The following is a 24,776-nucleotide window of genomic DNA, read 5'->3' as shown; positions in this document are numbered from 1 at the left end:
GGGCTTTTAGATATAGTCGAGGCCACCTTCCTGAAACACCCGGACCTCGGTCTCCCGGTCGCTGTCCGCGGTCAAGAACACCACCGGTAACTCGTTGCAATGCTTGATCTTACGAATCTCGGCCAGCAATTCGAAACCGTTCTTGCCCGGCATGTGAACATCCAAAAGGGCAAGCGCAGGCAACTCCTTTGACAGGTAGTCCAACGCATCCTCGTAAGAGTTCGCCATCACGACGTCATACGTCGAACTGAGCATGTGCTCGGCGAACTTTAAATTCATACGGTCATCATCTACGATCAAGACCGTCTTGTTTTGCGAAACCAACATGTTAAATCCTCTTTACACTTTGTAAATATATATTAGAATACGGCCCTTTTGACGATTTCTTAAAAAAATATTCCACAAATATGACGAAATACTCACGTTTTGGTGCAAAATGGCGATTTTTTATATAATTAAGACATGAAATTCCCCTTTTTCAGCCTTTTTTCCCTCTGCGCAGGAGTCGCCCTTTTCACGGCAGCCTGCTCCTCGGATTCCTCTTCCAATGCCGAAAACGCCGAAATAAGCGAGCAGACCACCCCCTCCGGAGAATCCCCGGTTGCTGAACCGACCTCATCTTCCGCAGATGTCCCGGCAATCTCCAGCGAGGCTGAAAATCCATCCACAGCAAATTCTTCCGCTACCGACATGAGCGGTTCTCGCGATGCCGAGAGCAATGCAAATGACATTGCCAGCAGCTCGAGCGGAATCACTTCAAGCGGAAACATTTCGAGTGAAAGCAATCCCGGCGAATCTCCGTATCTCTGGCACGACGAATTTGACGGCGACAACATAGACTCCGAAAAATGGACTTTTGAAATCGGCACCGGTGCCAGCGGCTGGGGCAACAACGAGTGGGAATACTACACCGACCGCAAAGAAAACGCCTACGTACAAGACGGCATTCTGCACATTCGCGCAACCAAGGAAGACTACGAAGGTTCCAAGTACACCTCGGCCCGCATGATTACCAAGGGCAAGTTCAGCTTTACCTACGGCACCGTTGAAGCGAGAATCGCGCTCCCCGTGGGCAAGGGCATTTGGCCCGCCTTCTGGCTACTCGGCCAAAACATCGACGCCGTAAGCTGGCCAGCCTGCGGCGAAATCGACATCATCGAAACAGTGAACAGCGAAAACATCGTCTACGGCACCAACCATTGGGCTAACGGCAGCGAGTACGCCACCTACGGCAACAACACCGGCAGCTACCGCGACCAAAAATTTGAACTCGATGTCACGCAATTCCACAATTACAAATTCACATGGGACGAAAAGTACATCCGCATGTTTGTGGACGACTTCATGTACCACGAGATTTTAATCGAAAATAGCACCGGCGACACCGAAGAATTCCACAAGCCATTCTTCTTTATTTTGAATGTCGCCGTTGCAGGCAACTGGCCCGGATTCGAAGTAGACGACTCACAATTCCCGAACGAAATGCTCGTCGACTACATCCGAGTGACGCAATAAATCTCTTAGCGAAGATTTATCTTGAACGTCTTCGACATTCCCGGGTAGGCAACCCGGACAATGGCGATGCCGTTTGCGGGCATACCCTGCAAGGCAATACTTTGGGCGCCACGCACTATCTTTGTCGAAATTTTCTTGCCGTCAACACCAACTACAGAGACGCGGGCATTTGCAGGAACATTCTGCGTAAATTCAAGCGCCCAAGTCTTTGCGCCGCGATAAACAAGCGACACCTGATTCAGCACAGGAACAGATGCAATAGTCTTCGTGGGGCCGGCAAGAATCTTCCAAACGAGCACGGAATCCTTGTAGCCCTTGCCCACATACAATGTGGTATCGTAACGGAGCACCGCCATTGCATGGTATTCACCCGGCTTCGTCTGCGAGGCAGACGCATAGTCGACCGCGACTTGTTCCGGAACGTTTTCAAGCTTTACGGAATGTTCCGTAGAATCAAATTCAAATTCTACAGTCTTACTCCACACGATCTTCGAAAGATCCAGCGTATCCTTGTTGATGGTCCACTTTAGGCTATCCGTGAAGACCGGCGCATTGTACAGGGCAGTATCGTATTGCAATGTCACGCGGGCAACATACGTTCCAGGAACCGTTGCACTGTCATTGCTGTAAGTTGCCTTTACCTGTTCCGGAAGGCCACTCAAAGAAACTGCCTTAGCCTTTCCATCGTAAGTGAAGGGCGCCGTATAGTCCCATTTCACCTTCGAGAAATCCAGGTTCTTTTTGAAGAGGGACATCAAAGAAACCCAAACCGACTTTTTGTAGCCATCTGCAGTAACGGTCAACACCGTAACCGTGTCACGATCCAGGGCCTTGAAAGAAACCGTATCGGCTTTCAACACTACCTGCGACACGTTCGATGTCCAAACTGCCGTTTCGCCAAGGGCGTTCTTCGTAGCAACTGCAAACGGACTCCAGACTAAATCGGCATGTTCGTAGTCTTCTTTTCCGGTTTTTAAATAAGCAGGCGTTGCACCGAGTGCGCTAATCTTGCGAATCGCTTCTACCGGAGACTCTGCAAGTGCCTTCAGCTGCGGATAATAACCTTCCACCTGAATCCAGTTTTCGGCATTCAACACCGAGGGTAAAGAATCTGCAGTAAGTTCTGCAGTCAAGCGCCTTGTATACGCTTCATTGGTATCAAGGCGAGCCCACTGCAAATCGACAACGGTACTATCCCAATTTTCGGCATGGTAGCGCTCCGGATTTTCAAGATGCTCGTAACCATGGAGGAATGCAGAACTTACCGAATAAGGAGTCGAGCTGGCGTTCCATCCAACAAGGCTTCCGCTAGAAGAATTCTTTACATCGGCATCAAAAGAAAGGGCGCCTCCATTCACGATATTTTTCATCGTCAAGGTATAAAGCGAATAACCGACAACGCCGCCCATCCAAAGCAATGTCTCCGACTTATTCGAAGAAACAGAGCCATAGTTTGCCACGTTTTTTATAGTCATCTCCTGAGGTTGAGAGCTTCCCACAATGCCGCCAATTCCGGCAGCGAATACAACATCAGCACTCGATTCGTAATACACATCACCAATATTTATCGTTCTTTCAATTTCAAAGAAAGAATTCATTCCTTTCGGGACGCCATCATACGCATCACCAACAAGTCCGCCAATGAAATCTGAAGTCGAATTCTTATTTGGTGTCACCAAAGAATCCATCCTATACCCAGCACTGACATTACCCGAATTATAGGAATCGCTTATATGCAAGGACCAGCCTTCTCCAATAAGGCCTCCCACATTCATTTCACTTGTATTTTTGGCAGTCTTGACAGCATGAAGATTACCCTCGTTACCGCATTTCTGCATCACCGCAATGGTATCCGAAGAGGCATAATAGCCCGCAATGCCACCCACTTTCAAATTGTTGCCGCCACGGACATCTACATCTCCGTAATTAAAGCTGGTTTCGACACGAGCTTTCTTGTGAGCCAAAAGACCCGCAACACCGCCGACAATTGTTAAAGAAGAGCTTTTCCTTTCGACAGTAACACTACCCTTGTTTAAGGCATCCCGAATTTCTACATACTTGGAATCGGAATAACCAAGAACGCCACCTGCATAGGCGCCAACCTCAGACGTATCGATATTCACTTCGACGGCGCCTTCATTCACAATCGACGCGAGCGAAACGGAATCCGTATAGTCTGCGCTTCCGATGACGCCTCCCACTTTGACTGTACTTGCAGTTAAAACCAGTGCAGAGACATGACCTTTATTCACAAGGTCAGATGCTTTCGTATGTATATATCTGCCGAACACACCTCCTACATATTTGTCATACAAGTACGCATACAAGCTAACATCAATATTACCGGTATTGGAATTATTTTCTACCACACCATCATTTGAATAGATTTCAGCCAAGAAACCAACTGTACCACCCATACAAACATACTCTGCGTAACTATCGACCTTGATATCGCCCTTATTATGGTTATCTACGAATCTGACAGACGAAGTGATTTCGCCAGCGATGCCACCAAGATGCGACCCTGCGGCACCCGTTAGATTGCCCTCGTTTATATTATTTTCAATAGTGGACTGCGCATACACAACACCCAGAATACCGCTCATCGCATCAACATATGTTCCCTTGATATCAGCCCGGTTCACATTACCTGTAACAGATGCTTTTAAACCGTTCGTAAACCCAATCATTCCACCGACGGCCCCTTGAGACTTGGTACTGTCCGCACGAACGACTTCGACAGAGCCCTCTACCAAATTGTTCTGCAAGAAGAAATCGTTTAATCCTGTTGAAGCAACAAGGCCACCAGCCGTTCCATCGCTGTAAACGATTCCGTCCGACGTATTGTTGCGAATAATGCCCACATTACCGCCCATATAACCGGCAATCGCACCTGCAGAACGACCTCCCGCAAGCCGAATATGGACATTTTCAAGCACCAGATTTTCAACAATGGCCGTATCGGCAGCGATAATCGTTTCGAATAGACCTCCATTCACTTGAGAAAGGGAATCTTCGATATCAATATAGAGATTCGAAATCTTGTGATTTGCGCCATTGAGTTTACCCAAGAAATTCTTGATAGGAGTCCAGTTGCCTTTGCTGGGGCCACAGACAGAACTCAAGTCCAGATCTTTGGTAATCTTGAACGCGAGACGCGCACCCGCATCATCCATTAGAACGCCCTTGTATTTAGTCGTATCGGCAAGAGCCTTTCTGAACTGCAACAGTTCTTCCACTGAAGAAATCGTGAGCGGATTTTCAACCGTTCCCAAATTACTTGTCGCAGTAACATTCACGATGATTTTTTTCGTTGCATTTTCATTAAGCACATAAAGGGTATCTGCACCCAAGGAATAAGGCATTGCAACAGAATCGTTCACAAAAGAGATATTTCCACGAGCACTATAGACATCGACTGCATTCCCTGCGGCATCCTTAGTCGTATAGCTTATGTTTTTCGAGATGTGTGCGATGTCATCGCCAAGGCCCAAGCGCACCGGAGTCGAGGCCACCAGCTGAGCGTCGCGAATTTCTTTCATCGGATTTTCGACAAGGGTCTTGATTTGCGGATAATAGCCTTCCTTGTACACCCAAAGGGAATCGCCCAAGGCATCAATCGTTTTTCCCGAAATCAAGCTGTCTGTCACATAGGCGTGCGCTGCATCAATTGGATACTGGCAATCCTCTTCAAAATGCGACATGACGCTATCATAGATTGCAAACGTATCGGGAGCGGCAATGCTTAAGTTTGCTGCGATATTTTCAGAAGCACCTGCTTTCACTCGGCCCGCGATTCCACCCGCATACCCAAAACCGACTGCACCAGCATTCATGTTATGGTCTGCATAAAACGCGCCTTTATTGATGTTTCCGACAATTCCACCGGCATAGGCGCCCGCATTAATCACACCCAAGTTAAGCGACTGAGAAACCGTTACATAGCTAGGAGACGATTCCTCAATAATTCCAGCAATGCCACCCGCATTAGTCCCCGCAAAAACACTGCCCGAATTTACGCATGTTAAAATGGTCGGCGCGTTCGTTATCGATTTCCAATGGCCCACAATGCCTGCAGCCGAAGTCGATGCCTGCACGTGACCAGAATTAAAACTATTCGCAATGGAAGCCCCGCCGTCTGCAGTAACAGCAATAATTCCACCCGAAATTTTACCCGAGCTCACGTCTCCCTTGTTAATCAAGTAATTCAACTTGGCTGCTGTCATTACCGAACTGTAATCTACTGCGACAATTCCTGCAGCCGTATCGGCAGAAGACACTCCGCCCAAATTCGTACAGCTGTCGATATGCACTCCGAATCCATTTACGGCACCGACAATTCCACCGGCCTTGCGCGCGCCGTCAACAAAGCCTTCATTTATGCAGTTCTTTATATTCACTCCAGCAGGAAGGGGTGCATTTGCGGCAAAACCAACAATTCCACCCACTGCAGACCTTCCTGACACATAGGCTTTATTCTTGCAATCAGAAATCACCACGTTATTCCGAGCAAGCCCGACAATGGCGCCCACATCGCCATCACGCTCCGAAACAATTCTTGAATTTTCACCAATAGTCAAGTTAGAAATGACGGTCTTGGATTCGTATTCCGTCGATGCGACTCCAAACAATCCATAAAAACCCATTGCCGTATCACCGCGTTCCGGCAGAGGTTCATTGATATAGAGATAGTCAATCGTTTTTCCATTACCATCAAAGTTTCCCTTGAACGGATGTTCCATGGAGCCAATCGGAGTCCAGTTTCCGACATTATTTCCACAAACGGTACTCAAGTCCAAATCGCGGACAAGTTTAAAATACAGATCCGTCGCACCATCAGAAACGTCGACACCCTTGAATGTTCCACTACCGGCATTCACCGCATTACGTAGCAGCACCAGGTCGTTCTCATTATCGATGGTTAACGGTTTTTCGGCAGTCCCCAAATCTGCTGCGAAAACGGCACAAGAAAGTGCAATAAAAAGCAAACACGCCCTTTTGAGCATATTCATCCTCCTTATATTATACAAGGTAAATGTAATTAAAAAAGGCCTTATCTCAAAGGATAAAGCCTTAAAGCGAGCTACTTAAAGTTTATAATTCTTATTTCACCATCACTTTCTGAGTCAGGTTGATTCCCTGGCCTGCGACCTTCACAAAGTATGTACCCGCAGCCGCATTCACCTTGAACTGGTGCGTGCCTGCAGAAAGTGTACCCTTGTGAAGCGTTACAACCTTGTGGCCCGTGACATCGAAGAGTTCCGCTGTCACGCCTTGTGTGCGGCCCATCGAAAGGCTAAGCATGTTACCACTTACTCGCAGAGCCTTGGCACCTGCAACGTGCGGACGCATGCAGATTCCCGAAGGATCCTCAAACACGATTTTGATTTCGGGAATCATCTCTTCGGTATTCTCGAAACCGCGGCTGAAGGCGTCGTACTTGTCTTCGTTAAAGTCCCAGAGAACCTGGTCGCCCGCTTTGAAGTTGTCGTAAAGGATTGTACCGGTGTAGCCAGCAGCGTAGTTTGCAATAACGACGCTCAAAGTCTTGTTACGGTCGGCGTAGCTGGAAATATCGAACGAACAAGTCTTGGACTGGCCCGCGGCTACTTCGCAGGGGCCTTCCACTTCGGTCCATGTCCACGCATCCGTCAGCTTGAAAATCAAGTTCAGTTGCGCATCGCTTTCGCTCTTATTAGTAACCTCGAACGTAAACGTATTGGCCTTGCTCAAGTCCCAAGTCTTCTGGTATTCAATCTGGGCATTGTCGCCGCCGTAAGTCACCGCCATCTTGCCGTCACCGCCTTCCTGGCTGATGGCGACATCCTTAATCTTGATGCTTGCTTCTTCCGTTGCGGCGAGAGCCTTCATGGCATCGAGAGCGGGATCAATGGTATAGGTGTAACCGCCGAAGTTCGATTCGGTCTTGTCGCCAATGTACTGCCAGGCAAGTGCGCCTGCGTAACCGCCGTCAAAGGCCTTGCGGTAGCATTCTTCGGTAGAAATCTGGGTCTTGGCAGCCATGCTTGTAGTATAAGTATCGCCCTTCCAGCCACTCGCCGGGAATTCACCGATAATCATGGGCTTGCTGTCGTACTTGTACGTTGTTGCCATCTGGGCCGCCGTATTCACGAACGGAGACACGGCATCGTTCTGGTAGTATGGATAGTAATGCGTCTGGAAAAAGTCGAGCGTACCGTTCGCTTCGCCACCGGCTGCGATGAGTTCGGAATCGTTCCACCAGCTCTGATACTGGATATTCACGCTACCCGTAGAAACGAGCAGTTCCGGGTTTGTGGTATGGATTGCCGCCGCAATCTTGTTCGTGAACTTCTGCAGCACAGCCTTGTCGAGTTTCTTGGTGGTCCAGCCTACACTTGTCATGCCTTCGGGTTCGTTAAAGACTTCCCAGGTCATGAGTGCGTTGTGGTTACCGATTGCTTTTACTACCGGAACAAGCGCATTGTCGATAAAGGCTTTGGTGCCCGCGTCTTCAAAAAGCTGCGTGTTTGCGGTAATGTCCAGCTTTTCGTCGTATAGGCCCCACTGATTCGGTTCCATCAGGTTGTGGCTGAAAAGGCACATCGAAACCATCACGCCGTATTCTTCGGCAATGTCCAAGGCCTTTTTCATGTTGGCGATGGTATTTGCCTTGAGGCCCGAAACCAGATGCGTGCTCTGATCGATTTCGGGACTTTGGCTCATGTTGTTGAAGAGCCACCAGCGAATGGCGTTACCGCCTGCGGCACGGGTACCTTCCACAGCCTTGCGCCAAGCGTTTTCGTTCAGTGGGGAATCGCCCACATCGGAATTGTAGTCACTCCAGGCGAGGTTCGTGCCCGAGAAGAAAATCTTCTTGCCGTTGTACATGAGATCGGTGCCGCTCACGGTAAGTCCCGGGGCAGCGAAAGCAGAAACAGCTCCGCCGAGCAATAAAGCTCCGCTTAAAGCCTTAAAACCAGTTTTTTTCATAATACTCCTCAAACACCCTTTTTAAGGGGCGCTCTTCCTAAAGATATACTAACGAGGGGCTAAATGAACATTTTTTATTTCAAGGCGTTGACATTCGTCACAAAAAATGTCCACACCTAAAAAAAACTAACGTACAATCCAGCCGCCGCCAATCACCATATCGCCGTCGTAGAATACGGCGCACTGGCCAGGAGTGACTGCAAACTGGGGCTGTTCAAAGCTGGCGAGTGCGCAGCCGTCTTCTAGAATCTTGACCATGCAACGAGTCGGACGCTGGCGGTAACGCACCATGCCTTCGCACTCGAAAGTGTCGCCAGCGGCGTAGGCCACGCCTGTAGCCGGGTTTACGCCATGCCATTCGCAATTTTGGATGCGAACATCACTTGCAGAGACGGCCGACTTGTCGGCGGTCACCAGAATATCGCCCGTTTCCGGATTCACGCTCTGCACGAATGCGGGGACACCCAGCGCAACGCCAAGTCCCTTGCGTTGCCCCACCGTGTAACGGTGGTAACCTTCGTGACTATTCCAAATCTTGCCGTCGGCGGTCACGAAGTTTCCTGGGCGTGTCATCGCACCGAAACGTTCCTGCAAAAAATTCGTATAATCATCGCCGTAAATGTCAAAACAAATATCCTGGCTATCGCTGGCACTGGCGTTTTCAAAGCCATGCTTTGCCGCCATCGCGCGAACTTCGGGCTTTTCCATGCCCCCGAGCGGCGTCATCACATGCGCCATGGCGGAATCGGGCACACCGAACAAAAAATAGCTCTGGTCCTTGGCTATATCGCGCCCCTTGAAGAGCCTTCGCACGCCACCGACCTCCTTCACGTTCACATAGTGCCCTGTAGAAAGGAAGTCTGCGCCGTGCTCAAGCGCAAAGTCGAGCATCCAGCCGAACTTGATGTAGCGATTGCAGTAGCAGCAAGGATTCGGGGTACGCGCCCCCGCAAAATCCCCGTGACAGCGTTTAAGCACCCGCTCCGTGAATGCGTCGTCACACACGGCCACATAATGCTCTATACCCAAGCGCTTCGCGACCGCGCGGGCGCGCAAGACGCTTTCGTCTTTTTCGGGATCATAAACTTGTCCGGCATTCGCCAGAGGCGGCAATACGCGAAGCGTCACGCCGAAAACGTCGTAACCCTGCTCCAAGAGCAGGAGTGCCGCCACCGACGAATCCACTCCCCCGCTCATGCCGACTGCTACACGTTTCTTAGTCATAATAAATTCAGATTTCAGAATTCAGAGTTCGGATTTTTTTTGTCAGGCGCCTTCGCCGCGATTACTTTCATTCATCATTCCGAAATCCGAATTCCGAGTTAGTCAAACCTCAGCATGAGTGCAATTTCAAATTGCAGAATTTGGCGCAAGTGCGGCGTTTCGTCATCCAGTTTTTCATGAATCTGGCGGTATTCAATGTAGCTGCTCATCGAGGCTATCTTGTTGAACTGGTAGCCAGCACTCGGGCGAATAAACCATTCATGTGTACGCGACGGCACGGTTCTGTCAGTCAGTTCCAGTTTCGGGCTATAAACCCTATCGGGCTGATCTTCATACAAGGGGTTTTCAAAGTGCCACTGTTTGAACACTCCGTCCGTGCCACTTTCCTTGTTCCATTTGTCGTAACCATCCACCGGATCGTATTCCTTACGGATAGTCTTCTTGTAGTCGTAACCGGCAGTGAACTTCAGATCAATGGAATTCTTGAACTTGAAGAACCACTTGAAGAACTTCACGGCCTTGTCGAGCTTGAGCGGGTAAGTAATCGTGAAGTCATCGCCAATGTTGAACATGAAGTCGTTATACAGCGACGTGTGAATCCACGGAATATCCCAGAAGTAATCACTGGTATCGCGGCCATGCGCCGAAGAATCCGGCCAGCTGGTAATGCCAATGACTTCTTCCTTCGGACGTCTATCCGTATCTTCGATCTTCATGCGCACGCTGTTTTCAATTCGCATGTTGTTCTGCAGCAAGAACGTAATACGAATAAGCGGGTTGAAGTTAATACTATGCGACCAGGAATCTTCGGCACTCTGGAACGGGTGTACCGTAGTCGTATAAGAGTAATCGAAGCGGTGGAACGTAGACACGCTGCGGAAGCTGTTCAAGAACGAAACTCGCTGAGCAAAGTTCGGAACCGTAATACCGATACCGATCTTCGGCCACACCGTCGTAGTGTCAATATACATCGGGTATTCGCGGGCCTGCGAGAAGTCTTCCTTCCATTGCAAATCGCCCGTCACGCCGATATCCCAAATCGGGAGCGTCACGCCGGTACCAATCTGGAACTGGCGGGACACGGAATGTCTAAAGTTACCCTGATACACCAACGTATCGACATGGCGGTTTCTGTACTGGGCGAAACGCTGGAAATCGTCGCGGTGGTCAAGACCCATATCACCCGTGACAATGTTATAGAATCCGCGGTTGCGATAACCGTTTCCGAGACCGAGTCCATACAGGTAATACTGCAGTGGAGTCACACCCTGGTCTTCGTACAACTGGGCCAAGGTAAAGTTTTCACCCACCGTGTTAGTGCTTGCCGTCCAGTTAAAGCGCACTTCACGCCACTTGATCTTGTCGAAGGCGGTTGCCACCGGGTTTTCTTTACCGAAAGCACGCGCTAATTCAAGCACCTTCAAAGACGGAGCAAATTCAAAGCGGTTCGTCTGAGAAATCGTCCAGTAGTTTTTCTCGACCGACGTTTCGTCCATAAAGTCAAAATCGTCAGGAATCGTCTTTTGCTGGTTAAAGTCAGAACTGAAGTTCGTGCTGAACGGCAAGAACGGAATCAGCCTCGGGTTAAAGCCAATCTTGAACTGCTGAGAACGAGAACGTTCGTTACGCAGAATACCGTAAGACTTGCCATAAGTCTTGCTGCCCACGCTATCGACCTTGTAGAAGGTGGTCGAATCGTAGCGGATTTCGTAAGAATTCGGATTCTGCATGTCAATAGCGAGCGTATCGCCATTTTCAGAAACTTTCGGAATCGTGTCGTAAGGAATAGCGACCACGCTATCGCCCGAAATATACACGCGCTTATCGGTATGGTCGTAATCAAAGATGTATTCGTTAGCAAACAGGCCACCGTCGCGCGATGTAAAGAAGTTCTTCTTCACGAATGCTTCGCGGTCACCGCCACCGTACATGTCACGCTTGATGTTCAAGGAATAGCTTGTGGTAAGGAACGAGAAAATGTTCCAGCGCATGTTCAACTTGTGGTTCAGTTCCGTCGTGTAAGTCACAATCTTGTCGACTTGCGGTTCCACGAAGTCCGGATCGCGACTCTGGTTCACATAGCGGATGTAGCTCAAGTCAAACACGGTAAGGTCAAACGTCTGCGGCCACGGTTCAAATTCGGCCTTAGACAACGGCTTCAGCCATTCATACTTCGACAAGCCTTCGAGCGGTCTGAACTTGAACATGCTGAACGTTCCCAGCTTATATTCAAGCACCGTGTGGTAAGAATAGCTGGAGTCCGCCGAGGTCGTCGACTTGCCTTCGGATTCGTTGTAGGAATAGCTGATTGCCGGACGATCCAAGAAGATCTGCGACATCACTTCGCCAAGCTTGGTATCGTGAGCGTGGTAATCCTTGCGGTAGCTAATGCCAAACGACTTTTCGCGAACATAAGACTGGTAGCCCTTCGATTCCGCTTCGTCACGCAGTTTCTGTTCTTCCTTGTTCGAGCCGACTTCCAGCTTGTTCTGGAACATGTCACCCGTCAAGTCCACAAAGCTGCTGCGTTCAAGAATCATGTCGTCTGTCGGCTTCATGTAGGGGCGCTTGGTAGAGCTGTGGTAGCCCAAAGAAAGCGGAATGTGGAAGCCGGAACTGTCATTCAGGAACTTGTTCAAGTTCATGGTGAAGTCACCCGCTACGTCAAGCTGGGAGGCCGCGACAGAAGCCTTCGGCTTGGGAGAACCGTTCGAAGTCGATAGCGTTGCAAAGTTACCGTCCTGGTAACGGATAGCACCAGAAAGCGAAATAAAGTCGGCAAAATTGACCTGACCGCTCGTACGGGCGGCATAGCCCCATTCGGTATCCATATCCGAAAGGCGCAGGTCATCAATCCAGAACGTCCCCTTAATGTCTTCTGCCGAGGCGTTAGAATCGGCAATAATCACAAAGCGCATCCAGTCGACGCTGGTAATCGAGGGGTTACCCACCAAGCGCAACTTTTCTTCGCGTTCACCACCCAGATCTTTTTCGACCGCATTCATGTAAGGCGGACGGCGGCCGCGCTTCAAGTTCGTAAAGTCAACCAAGTCCATGGCAAAGGCGTTGTCAAGCCAGTTGCGTTCATGGCAATCCTGTTCGCGTTCCTTGCCCTTGTTGCAGTTATAGTTGACCGGGCGGAAACTCCATTCATAGTAATCGTTCGAGCCTTCCAGCGAGCCTTCACCGAACTGGATGGCAAAGCGAATCGGCACTTTTTCAGATCCCGAACTATCCGCATAATGGATTTCCATTTTGAGAGAACGGTAGCTGGAAAGGTCCTTCACGTCCGTTTCAAAAATACGGGTCACGCCCACTTCCTGGCCCGGGCTCATGTCGTGGTAATCCAGCACGAGGGCCGTTTCCTTGAGCGGAGCGTTAGAATCGGAATCGCGTTCGGTGCGCGTATTGGGCGACTTGTGATATTTGTTCGAATCTTCGCGGTTGTTGATTGTAGAAACGCTGATGTAGGTGTTGTCCCTAGAGGCGACATTTTCAGTCACCTTCATTTCAAGGCCGTTCACTTCGGCAATCTGAGAATGTTCCGACGAGGTCGTCTTGTAGAAGTCGGCAACCGTGCGTTCTTCCCAGGCATTACCGACCACGGCAAGTTGCACAATCTGCACCTTGGCTTCGGCAACGCCATTATTCAACTTGCCGAGCCAAAGCCTGCTGTACTGGGCTTCCGAAAGAATCGTCCGGTAATCGCTACCCGTCTGCGAAACAATGGTATCGTACTGGTCCAGGTAAATGCGCCACTTGCGCCAGCCGTTTTTCAGCTTTTCAAGTTGAGCCGTCGTGTCGGACAAGTCGATGCGGTAACGGACAAAGCTAATGTCCCTGTCCAAAGAACCGTTCTTGTTGATATCTTCGGTATCGTAGGTGCGTTCGCCCGAGTTCTTTTCGGTACCGTTAATATTTACCGGCGGATCGCTTTCATCGTCCAAATCATCGTCATAGTTATCGCGGGAGATATCGGTTGTAGAGGCATCCGTATTCGTCGTATTGTGCCTCTGCTTAATCTTACATTCATCGCCTTGGCAAATCCATTCTATTCGTTCTTCTTCAGAGCCGGTCTTGTTATCTAAGCCTCTGTCATGCAAGGCGGTCGTTGTACCCAAGTCGTTTTCGCCGTCGTAGAATCCGTTCGGCGCATCACCGCTAATCGAAAGGTCTTCGCTGATCAAACCAAGATCAAGGTAAATGGAGCCCACATTACCGCGAGCCACGACTTCAATGTATTTCATGTCGCTCAGGTCTTGGTAATAGCTGCTATTCGGGCGCATGATACCGCCCCAGGAATTACCTGACAGGTTATCATTCGCCCTGAGGGTCATCTTGAGCACAGTCAAGTGCTGGTTGTCAACATCGGAATTACCCACCGCCGGATAAATATTCTTGTACAGTTCCGTATTGTTGCTGTGCCAAATGAATTCACCCTGGTGACGGTAGTCCTGACTCTTGATATAGGTAGAAGCATTCGATTCAACGCCACCAGGAGGCGACGCATGGTACCAAGAAAGTCTAGACAGCGGATACGTAAGTCCCGATGCAGTCGCTTCGAAATCTTCGACCAACGCGGCCTGGTCATCGCTCGTGTTCGCATTGTGGCGACTAGCGGCAAATTCCGCTTCATAGCGCCAGCTGGACTGGGCAGTCGTGTTAATGCCCGGAATCAAGTTCACCAGTTCCGTGAGAGCAGGCACGGTATCCTGCAGGCGGAGGTTCATGCCCCACAGCACACTGGAATACGGTTCGTTTCCAAGCGTCGGAGTCTGGGCTGTCGTACTCTGGCTCTTGTACAAAGCAGTAATGCCGAATACGGAACCTGCGCCCATGCCGTACAAGTCCAGCGGGAGTTCCGCGCGGGCACCAAGTAACAGCTTGTTGTCGATTTCGAACAGGGGTTCGCATTCGTAGCTGACCTTGATTTCCTTGTTCGGGTCAAGGGCGCGTTCGCTCAAAAGTTCAATCTGGCCGAGTTCATAGTTGACTTCGTAGTCGGTACCGCGAATAAGGGTCGTAGAGCCCGCCGTCACCTTTTCGGTTCCCGGCGAAATATCCATACAGGAACTGCCGCTCACGGAATAGCTGGAACTGGGATCGCGGACGCTCAAAGTAGAACTGCGGCGCTTACCCACCGATTCAAAGTAGAAGCGATTCGTATAGCGAGAAAGATTGTAGACCGGGAGTGTATAGAGCTGAGCCATGGCCGCAGACGAGTCCAGGTTACGCAGCGGTTCCAAGCAGTTCTGGCGAGCCAGATCATCCTTGTTCGGCTTACCCGCATAGATCGGGTCGTCTCTCGATTTACAAGGCAGCCACATTTCGCCCGTGTAATTACCGGCAGCGTCTTTCTTAAAGATCGTAGCGTCGTTTACCAAAGGCGTTCCCGTCGTGGTATCCACCAGGCCGAGTTTCTTGAGGAAGTCTCCAGAAATGCCCGCCTTGTTTTTCATGCGCAGCACAAAGCTCGAAGAACTTGCATCCGAAATACCGATGGAATACACGTTACGCAACATCAACTTGTCGATGTCCACGAGTTCCGAAAGGGTGGCGTCCCACTGGACAAGCGCAATCGTATCGCCTTCTTTCACGGCAGTCTTGCCATCGCGGTCTTCAGCCCAGCTAGCGGCAAGCAAGGTATTGCGGTTCACTCCGTTAATCTTGAGTACGCCCGTTTTTTCATCGTAAGAGAACACATCGTTGTTGGTGTTCTTGATTTCGGCCAAGCGTTCCACCTTCTTGACAATCGTCTTTCCGCTCGGCGTCACATACCTGACATAGACGTTATCAATGACTTCCTTGGAATTCGTCGCACTGCGCTTGTAAAGTTTCAGGCTGGTCGCCTTATAGGTCGAAGTCTTTCTACCTGAAACCGAATATTCCTTGATGTAAGTATTCCTAGCCTCTTGGTTCAAGAAGTAATAACGGTAAGCGACAAAGCCTTTATCAAGAATCTGGAATTCCGTCGTCGATTCGCTCGCTTTCAGGCTATATTCTTCCTGATCGCCACCGTCTTGCGAGGCAATCGTCGTAAGGCGCCAGTCACCAAGCTTCCAGTCGGCCTTGATACCGAACAGGCCCTGGTGGTTCTCGGAGTAACCCGTGAGTTCCGTACCGGTCAAAGCAAGGTTCGTGGTACCGGCTTCTACGCGCTGCAGAATGTAATCTTCAAATTCGTCCTTGTAAGATTCTTCGTAAACCACGCGCACCTGGTTGCGGGCACCGAGGCCTTCTTCCACGTTGTTGATTTCAACCGTGATATAAGGACCGATTTTACCCTTCACCATGAAGTTCGGCGTGTAGTTCAAAGTCGGGCTCGGCCACAGGCTCGTATTCGTGCTACCTTCGGCATCGTCCTTTTCACCGTAGCCCTTCAAGCGAATGTCCATGGTACCCTGGAGCATCAGCTTCGGCTTATCGAGGCCAAAGTCGCGCATCCAAGCAGGCATCGTCACCGGAATCGTAATATCGAACACCGAACCGGTCTCGGGAGTCTCATATCCGTCGTTTGCCTTACCGACCAAATCGTTCAGCCACAGGCTCTTTTGGCCAATGCTGTACATGTCCGACACGTAGTCCGCCAGTTCGGGATAATGCGCCGTCCACAAAGTCGTCGTATCGCGCGAAACGGAGTTCACGCGCTTTTCGCTCACGTCCATTTCACGGGTCGACACATCGATATCGTGACTAAAGACCTGCCCCTTGCTCGTACTCATGAGCGTAGGCGAAGACCCTATGCCTCCAAACGGCAACAAGCCGTTCAAAGGCGTTACAGAAGGCGGAAGCGAAATGTACTGGTAAGTCGGCTGCCATTCGGTCTCTGCCGGATCAGGAGCAGATTCAGCATCGCTTGCAGACACAACCGAAACAGAGTCGCTCTGGGACCAGGCGATTCCTACGGCAAGGGCGACAGTCGCCACCGGCCACAAGCGTTTTAAACCTTCAAAAAACACAATTATCTTCTATACAGGTGCCCCATAAAATACTGAATTTGCGCACCGCAAAACCACCTATAATATGGGTTTTTCCTGCAATTTGTGCGAAATTAGCAATTTTTCAACGATTTGGACGGTTTTCCTTGCGCTACATAAGCAAAAAACGGCCCGCAGAGCGAGCCGTTTTTTGAAATTAATTTGTTTAAACCGAGTGGTTACGATTGGGCGCGAGCGGTCTCCGTGAGCGAAAAAACGCCTGGTCTTAACCAGGCGTGTTCGCGAGAGCGAGGCGATATCACATTTCCATTTATGCAATAGAGCCGAGCGGTCTCATTAAAGCGGGATGTTGGCGTGCTTCTTCCAGTGACGCTTTTGTTCCTTGGTCTTCAAGGCATCAAAGGCGGCAATCAGGCGCTTGCGAACATCGGCCGGGTGAATCACTTCGTCGACCACGCCCATGGAGGCGGCAACGTAGGGGTTCATCAGTTCTTCTTCGTACTTGGCGATGCACTGGGCGCGAGCAGCAGCCGGATCCGGAGCCGCAGCGATTTCCTTCTTGTTGATGATTTCCACGGCACCTTCGGCACCCATCACGGCCACCTGGGCAATCGGGAGGGCGAACACGTAGTCGGCACCCACGTCCTTGCTGTTCATGGCGATGTAGGCGCCACCGAAAGCCTTACGCAGAATGAGCGTCACCTTCGGCACGGTCGCTTCGGCGAATGCGTAAAGGAGCTTTGCACCATGGCGGATAATGCCCGAGTATTCCTGCTTGGAACCCGGCATGTAACCCGGAACGTCAGCGAGGGCGAGGAGCGGAATGTTGAACGCGTCGCAGAAGCGCACAAAGCGGCCAGCCTTGTCGGAACCGTCTACGTCCAAGGAACCGGCGAGCACCTTCGGCTGGTTAGCCACGATACCGATGGCTTCACCGTTCAAGCGGGCAAAGCCGATTACCACGTTCTTACCCCAGTCGCTCTGCACTTCAAAGAAGCTGTCTGCATCGGCAAAGGCGGCAATCACGGACTTCACGTCGTAGGCCTGCTTGTAGTTATCCGGAACGATGTCCTGGATAGAGGCGCTGTTGTCGAAGGAAGCGGCCACTTCGTTCGATTCGGACTTGGAGAACAGCTTCTTGAAGAAGCCTTCGTCGTTCTTGGCGGCTTCGGCAATCTTGCAGTTGCATTCGGCAGATTCCTTGCGGTTGCTCTGCGGCAAGTAGCTGAGGAGCTTGCGGACACCTTCGAGGCACTTCTTGTCGTCTTCGTACATGAAGTGAGCCACACCGGACTTGGAGGTATGCACCGGAGCGCCACCGAGGTCAGCAGCGGTAATGTTTTCGCCCATCACCTGCTTCACCACAGCCGGGCCCGTGAGGAACATCTGGCTCGTGTTCTGGGTCATGAAAATGAAGTCACTAAGAGCCGGAGAATAGCAGGCGCCACCAGCGCAGGGGCCCATGATCACGGCAATCTGCGGAATCACGCCCGAAGCCCAAACGTTGCGGGCCATGATGGCGCTATAGCCAGCGAGAGAGAACACGCCTTCGTCGATACGGGCTCCACCGCTATCGTTCATGGCGACAAACGGAGCACCGGCTTCGACAGCCATATCCATCACGCGGCAAATCTTTTCGGCATGGCACTGGCCCAAGGAGCCGCCACCCACCGTAAAGTCCTGAGAAGAGGCGAACACCAGACGGCCATTCACCTTGCCGTAACCGGTCACGACGCCGTCACCCAGGACGACCTTGCTTTCCTTGAGCACGCGGTTGCTCGACTTGCGGAGCGCACCGACTTCTACAAACGTACCTTCGTCGAACAGCATTTCCATGCGTTCGCGGGCGGTGCACTTTCCGGACTGGTGCTGCTTATCGACACGGGCAGCGCCACCAGCTGCCTGGGCCTGAGCCAGGTAGTTATCCAGCTTGGCGATATACTTTTCGTTCCACATTTTGTAAAGAACTCCTGTACTTGTAAGATTTTCGTAGCCAAAATTAGAAAAAGCCGTTGAGCTAGTCAACGACTTTTGTATAATTTTGTTTAAATAAGTAAGATGGAAGTTGTTTGTAGGAAGTTCCCCTACCGTTAGGGAAGCACCGGCGCCATTGACAACACGCTACAGTTGCCATTACGATAGGGGCCAACCGCCATGATATTGAATTTTCCCATAGAGCCGTCCTTTTCCTGAATTTTGAACTTGAGCGAGCCGAGCGTCTTGGCAGCCTGTTCACCCGAAACTTTCTCGCCTCTTCCCCAGCCGGCCTGTTTAAAATCAGACCACTTGAATTCTTTGTAAGTTCCGGCAGTACTCTTCGGAAGCCTTGCAAGCGGGACATCATATTCAAGTTCCCGGTCTTTTGTTTCGCCAAAGCCCATTTCAACTGTAATAGGAGCATCCGAATAATACCCAACGCATATTCCCTCCATACTAGAGGCATCAGCAAGAACAAGGTTCCCGTTTGCGTCGTGACCGGCCAAGTCAAATCCTACACCCACGTACGGATTATACGGCAGGTCTCCCGCATTCAACTGATAGGTTCCATAAACGCCCCCGTAAATATCAATTACAGGCAGAAAGGACTTCGCATCGTATTCATTGCCCAAAGGCTCTGGCCATATAATGGATGACTTGCCGCCATCTTCGGAATCGTTGTATTCATACCAGTAGCCTCCATCTTCCTTTTCCGCAAAAAAGCCCGTGCTGATTCGTTCCATGCCGTCGGCTCCGCTCCAGGTTTCAAAAGAGTCTATCGGCTTGATGCCAACAGCGTTTTCGCCACTACTGCTAGAACGAACAATGCTGGAACTAGAGACAGGTTTACTGCTGCTAGAATTCACGTTCTTGGAACTTGACGAAAAGACGGGAGGCACAAATGCAGCACAATCACTAGGATTATACGCTTTGATCGCCTTAATATTGAATTCACCTTTAGAGCCATCTTTGCCTTGTACTCTAAAGCGAATAGACGCGAGTTTTTTTGCAGCCTCTTCACCGGTAATCTCAACGTCTCCCCAGCCCGCCTGTTTAAACTCGGACCATTTAAACTCTTTCACAATACCATTTGTGTTTTTGGGTAGTACAACAAACGGGTTGTCGTAGCCTATACTGCGATCCATTTCTTCGCCCAAGCCAAGTTCCAAGGTCGCCCCCATACTCGAGGAGTAAGTCACAATGATTCCGCCCATTGCCGAAGCATCTACCGTTGTAGGATAGCCATTCTCATCTACTCCTGCAATATTAAATCCCACCCCAGCATAAGGGTCGTATGTTAAAGAACCCTTGGCAAGTTCGAAGGTTCCGCAAACACCACCACAAAAGTCGATAAGCGCATCTAATACATCGGGCGATTCGGTTGCCGGAGCCGGAACAGGCCAAACAATCGTCGACATGCCTCCATCAGCGTCATCGCCAAAGGAATACCAATAACCCGACGTTCCAGAACCATTGTCATAGCCGGTTAGAATTTGGTAAACCATCTCATTGCCATGCCAAGGTTCAAAGCAATGCGGCGATCTTACAGACGAAACGTCCGAATTCATCGAGGAACTTGACATCTGGGTTTCGCCAGCCGAAGAATTTCCGCTCGGAGAAGTTTCACTTGACGAATCGCTACTCGATGAAATATCATTTGACGAGGTGTCTCTCGGCAACGTCTCAATAACAGTTACCTTGCTCCAACGTTCATCCACACACTCGTAGATGGCATTTTCGCTTAGCACCTTAGCCATATTGCCTTCACGGCTTTCGGTGCAGTTCATCAAGTCCTCAGCCGTTTCAACAGCTGCGATATTAGAACCGTCGCCAACCGGATTTTCCGGCAATACCGGATTGTCATTTCGAGATTCATTGGAATTGGAACCGGAATCGCAAGCCACCATGGCAAGCGATGCTGAAAGAACGGCAAAAGGCAAAGCCTTGATTAAAAGTTTTTCTCCTCGCATTTGAATTCCTCCTGTTTACACTTGACATCCATGAATATAAACAAAAAAGCTCCCGGATGCAAATTCTTTACGCAACCGGGAGCCGCTTCTGTAAGGATAATCCCTAAAAATTAACGGTCAATCTTTTTTTCATTAAGCTTAACAACATCTACGGTCGGAATAACGGTAAAATAGCGTTCTGCAGAACAACCGCCACCAAGGGCACCCACAGACATCACGTTGAAGCTACCGGTCATACCGTCCTTGCCCTGGATCTTGAAGCGAACGCTCTTCAGCATCGCAGCAGCCTCTTCACCGGTAATCTTCCCCGTGCCCCAGCCTGCCTGTTTGAAGCTGCTCCACGGAATATCCTTCACCACGACGGAAGTTGCCTTCGGGAGCGAAGCAAACGGAATATCGTAACCGACTTCTGCTTCCTTTTCATCGGAGAGACCTAATTCAAGGCTTGCAGCAAAGTCAGAGGTGTAGGCGATGCACAAGCCACCCATTGCAGAGGCGTCAGCCGCGACAGCGGGGCCATCCCAGTAATCTGCCGGGCCAGCAATATCGAAGGCTATACCGACAAACGGGTTGTAGTCCATTTTGCCCTGTTCAAGCTGGTAGGTACCGCAAACGCCTCCGCAGTAGTCGATAATTCCATCCATGGCCTCATCGGAATATTCGTTTCCCTTCGGAACCGGCCAAATAATCTTCGATTCGCCGCCATCAACAGCATCGTTGAATTCATACCAGTAACCCGAGATATCTCCGCCGGCATCAAGACCGGTCTCGATCTTGTAAACGCCTTCATTACCGTACCAGGTTTCAAAGCCTCCATAATACGGAATGTAGCTGCTCGAAGACATCGGCTGCGGCGGCACATAGCTCGAAGACGAGTGCGGAATCGGCGGGAAATAACCGGAGCAGGATTCATCGTAGGCACCGACAGCCATAATGTTGAAGGAGCCCTTGGAACCGCTCTTACCCTGAATCTTGAACTTGATGGTAGCAAGCGTTCTTGCAGCATCTTCGCCAGTAATAAAGTTCGTGCCCCAACCGAGCTGCTTGAAATCAGCCCAGGTTACCGCAATCGTAGCCGGTGCAATTGCCTTCGGAAGGTATACAACCGGAAGGTCGTAACCCAAGTAGGCGTCATTCTTTTCGCCCAAGCCGAGTTCCAGAATAACAGGAGCTTCGGAGGTATAAGTCACGCGAATACCACCCATGCTAGAGGCATCGACAACCGTGAGCGCACCACTTTCATCGTAGCCGCCCAAATTGAAACCAACTGCTACGAACGGGTCATACTCCAGAGTTCCCGCTTCCAGAATATAAGTTCCGCAAACGCCGCCGCAGTAATCGATAATCGGATCCATCGCATCGTCGGAATATTCATTACCCTTCGGAACCGGCCAAACAATTGTCGACATGCCTCCGTCGCTGTCATCGGCGTAAGAGAACCAATAGCCTGCATTTCCGTAATCGTTATCAAAGCCCGTATCGATCCAATACTCGCCATACCCACCATACCAGGTGGTAAAGCACGTACCAAACGGCGGAGGTGGCGGAGGAGGTTCAAGCCCGCTACTCGATGTTTCCGGAACAATGTCACCGCTGCTCGAAGAAATTTCTTCCGGCGGAACGATCGGATCGACAGTCACGCTTGCCTTGGTCCAACGTTCATTGGAGCAGACATAAACGGAATTGCTGATATTCACGTAGGCCGATTTGCCTTCGCGACTTACCGTACAATTCGGCAAGTCTTCCAGCACATTTACCTGCAAGAAGGCGCCTTCCGGCAATTCTGACACCGGACCGGGTACCGGGTCGTCCGAAGCCTTGACTGTCGTATCGGCACTGAAATCGCACGCAACCATCGCCAGGGAGGTCGATACAGTTGCAAATGCAAGAGATTTTCTGATGTTCATTTTTTTAGAACTCATAGTGATATCCTCCTTAATTGTCTCACTATCTCAAATATAAAATCAAATAAAACAAATTGTTTTATATACAGACAAATGTTCAAAAACCTGTTAATCCAGTCACGACTTTTTGCACTTTTTCTTAGACCTAATTCTCACGCAAAAACAATGTCGTACATCATCTTACATTTTGCCGAGTCGAAGCAATAAGCATTAGCTTATTGTTGAGACGAAGGGCGACCAAAGACTTACTTTTCCTTTTGGAGTTCTCATATTTCTTTGGTCGCATAAAAAATAAGACCCTGCGTCACACAGGGTCTTACAAGATTGTTTTCGAAGCGGTTAAAGGAATACTTCGATGCCGCCGCGGCACTTTTCCCAAGTGCGGTTCTTCTTGCACAGAAGATCCATCATCTTGTCGTAAGTTGCGGTATTGGCAAAGCCCTTCCACAGGCGACGTTCCACAGATTCACCGCTATCCTTATCGATTGTGGTGATGGTGTCGTAGTAGGCCGGATTGTCCTTGAATTCAGAAATCAGGATTCCCTTCAAGTCTTCGGTGTAAATCTTGGAAGCGTACTTGAGGATGGAATCGTTGAAGTTGAGTTCGTTTTCGACCAACCATTCGAAATCCTGAATCGGGTCACCGTAAATGAGCCAATGCTTAAGGGCAAGGGCCACCACGAGGTCCTTCACGGCGCTGCGGAAGATAAACTTGTCTTCGAGGCGGCCGTTCCAGGTGATACGGGTCAGCGGGTTATCGTCGTTCGCTTCGATAGAAACGCCCTTACCCGGGGTCACGCGGCGAATCTTGATGGGCAAGCGGCTAAGGAGCTGCCAGGCCTTGGTGAAGGCGATGGTCTTGCGCACAAAATCGCGTTCCTTGTCCGGAGACACGCGCACGAACGCGCCGAAGCAACGCTGGTACAGGGTTTCCTTGTCGAAAATGCAATCGCTGGAGCGGCATTCGCTGAGCTTGCCATCCATCATGAAGAGGGTCTTGGCGAGTTCAGGGCGCATACGCACTTCGAGCTTACGGGTACGTGCCTTGAGGCGCACGCCATCCTTATAAACGTAGGTAAAGCCTTCTTCCTGGTAACGCTGCCAAATGAAGAACTGCAGGTCGTCAGCGGCACGCAGGTGGTAGCTGAACACCGGGTTCTGGCGGTTGTTGGCCATGGTCACCTGGTTCAGGAAGTTGTCGGCACCGGGATACGGCACCACCACCTTCACCAGCACCTGCGGGTTCACCGGCTTCTTGCTCTTCTTGGCGTACTGTTCGTAGGTGAACAGGGACTGGGCACCGTTAATAATCTTCGGACGTTCAATATAGAGAACCTTCTTGCCGTCGCGTTCCTTGAGGCGCAGGTCATCGCCCGTAAGGGTCATACCGTTGTGCAGGAACGGGAAGTCGTCCACATTCACGTTCTGGTCGTCGTTACGTTCCATAGTCTGGAAGGCGTCGATCAAGGCTGCGTTCGTGTGAGTGAGGTTACCGAGGTAAGTACGGATGTTGCTCGAGACGATTGCCATGTTGTGCTTCGTCTTGAGGCGCTTACCGAGGTTCACGTGATAGTCAAAAATCGTGCGAATCGGGCAGAAACCGAGGAAGAGTTCGCCGTGATCGGAGGTCAAGTGCAACGGATCGGAATCCATCACGATTTCAAGCTTGTCGTCGGCGCTGCGGAAATCGCGGGTCAAATCGTCATGTTCGGCAATAATTTCGAGCTTTGCCTTGACTTCGTTCTTCCAGATGCCGAGCTTGCGACGCATATCCTTGAGGGTACGTTCCAGTTCGGAGTCGGTAATATCGCGGGTTGCACGAGTACGGAGAACCGTAATTTCGAGCGTTTCCATGTAGGGGCGACTTGCCGGGGAATCGGAATCTTCCTCTTCTTCGTCGTCGGAAATCTTGTTCACAGCCCAAGGATCGGCCTCTTCGCGCAACGACATGAAGAACGGATTAGGAGGATCGCTGGTGCGGAAAACGGCAATCTGGAGCTGTTTCAGGTCGGAATTGAGGTGAGAAACAACCTTTTCGAGCGGAGTATCTTCATCGAGGAAGATGAAGAATTCCATAAAGCCTTGGGAGTATTGGAAACCATGGAAGCAGCCGTTTTCATCAAGGTTTAGATGCCGGAGTGCCTTAATTCGGTCAGTAGGATCGTTGGGATTGAGACTCAAGAGGCTAGCCACAAATGCTAGACGGCGTTCCTGCGATTTGGTTAGTTCCATTTTTTCCTCAGTTCTGTTATTTTACAATAGCAAAAGTCGGGTGC

At 50.4% G+C, this 24,776-nt stretch carries 10 protein-coding genes; 1 reads left to right on the top strand and 9 read right to left on the bottom strand.

The annotated features are described in order from the left end of the window. Positions 1–6: 6 nt before the first annotated feature. Positions 7–327, bottom strand: coding sequence for a response regulator (locus tag B7988_RS15145; protein ID WP_283160523.1), 321 nt, complete (start codon positions 325–327; stop codon positions 7–9). Positions 328–462: 135 nt separating this feature from the next. Between B7988_RS15145 and B7988_RS00455 the strand changes: the two genes are divergently transcribed. Next, entirely contained in the window at positions 463–1,515 is a 1,053-nt protein-coding gene (locus B7988_RS00455; RefSeq protein ID WP_170930498.1) for a glycoside hydrolase family 16 protein, read from the top strand. A 5-nt stretch (positions 1,516–1,520) separates the two neighbouring features. Here the strand turns inward: B7988_RS00455 and B7988_RS00450 are convergent, their stop codons facing one another. The 8 genes from B7988_RS00450 to B7988_RS00415 form a co-directional block, all read right to left on the bottom strand. Beyond that, complete coding sequence (locus B7988_RS00450) at positions 1,521–6,527, bottom strand: hypothetical protein (protein WP_141225506.1); 5,007 nt, start codon at positions 6,525–6,527, stop codon at positions 1,521–1,523. Positions 6,528–6,618: 91 nt separating this feature from the next. After that, entirely contained in the window at positions 6,619–8,487 is a 1,869-nt protein-coding gene (locus B7988_RS00445; protein WP_088656439.1) for a T9SS type A sorting domain-containing protein, read from the bottom strand. 126 nt (positions 8,488–8,613) lie between these two features. After that, positions 8,614–9,711: a tRNA 2-thiouridine(34) synthase MnmA gene (gene mnmA / locus B7988_RS00440; protein ID WP_088656438.1), complete on the bottom strand. Its 1,098-nt coding sequence runs from the start codon at positions 9,709–9,711 to the stop codon at positions 8,614–8,616. Positions 9,712–9,809: 98 nt separating this feature from the next. Then, on the bottom strand, positions 9,810–16,670 hold the full coding sequence (sprA, locus tag B7988_RS00435) for a cell surface protein SprA (protein WP_249268776.1): 6,861 nt from the start codon (positions 16,668–16,670) through the stop codon (positions 9,810–9,812). 315 nt (positions 16,671–16,985) lie between these two features. Further along, positions 16,986–18,605 carry an acyl-CoA carboxylase subunit beta gene (locus tag B7988_RS00430; RefSeq protein ID WP_088656436.1) on the bottom strand — a complete coding sequence of 540 codons (1,620 nt, stop codon included), beginning with the start codon at positions 18,603–18,605 and terminating at the stop codon, positions 16,986–16,988. 134 nt (positions 18,606–18,739) lie between these two features. After that, on the bottom strand, positions 18,740–20,596 hold the full coding sequence (locus B7988_RS00425) for a hypothetical protein (RefSeq protein ID WP_088656435.1): 1,857 nt from the start codon (positions 20,594–20,596) through the stop codon (positions 18,740–18,742). 110 nt (positions 20,597–20,706) lie between these two features. Then, on the bottom strand, positions 20,707–22,518 hold the full coding sequence (locus tag B7988_RS00420) for a hypothetical protein (RefSeq protein ID WP_141225505.1): 1,812 nt from the start codon (positions 22,516–22,518) through the stop codon (positions 20,707–20,709). Positions 22,519–22,839: 321 nt separating this feature from the next. Then, positions 22,840–24,732 (bottom strand): AIPR family protein, encoded by a 1,893-nt coding sequence (locus B7988_RS00415; protein ID WP_073318608.1) that lies wholly within the window; start codon positions 24,730–24,732, stop codon positions 22,840–22,842. Positions 24,733–24,776: the final 44 nt, after the last annotated feature.

The sequence above is a fragment of the Fibrobacter sp. UWB1 genome, from assembly GCF_002210325.1.
In the GTDB taxonomy this organism is placed as follows: domain Bacteria; phylum Fibrobacterota; class Fibrobacteria; order Fibrobacterales; family Fibrobacteraceae; genus Fibrobacter.
Note: the sequence above shows the minus strand (reverse complement) of the source record. Positions and strands in the feature narration are given on the sequence as shown.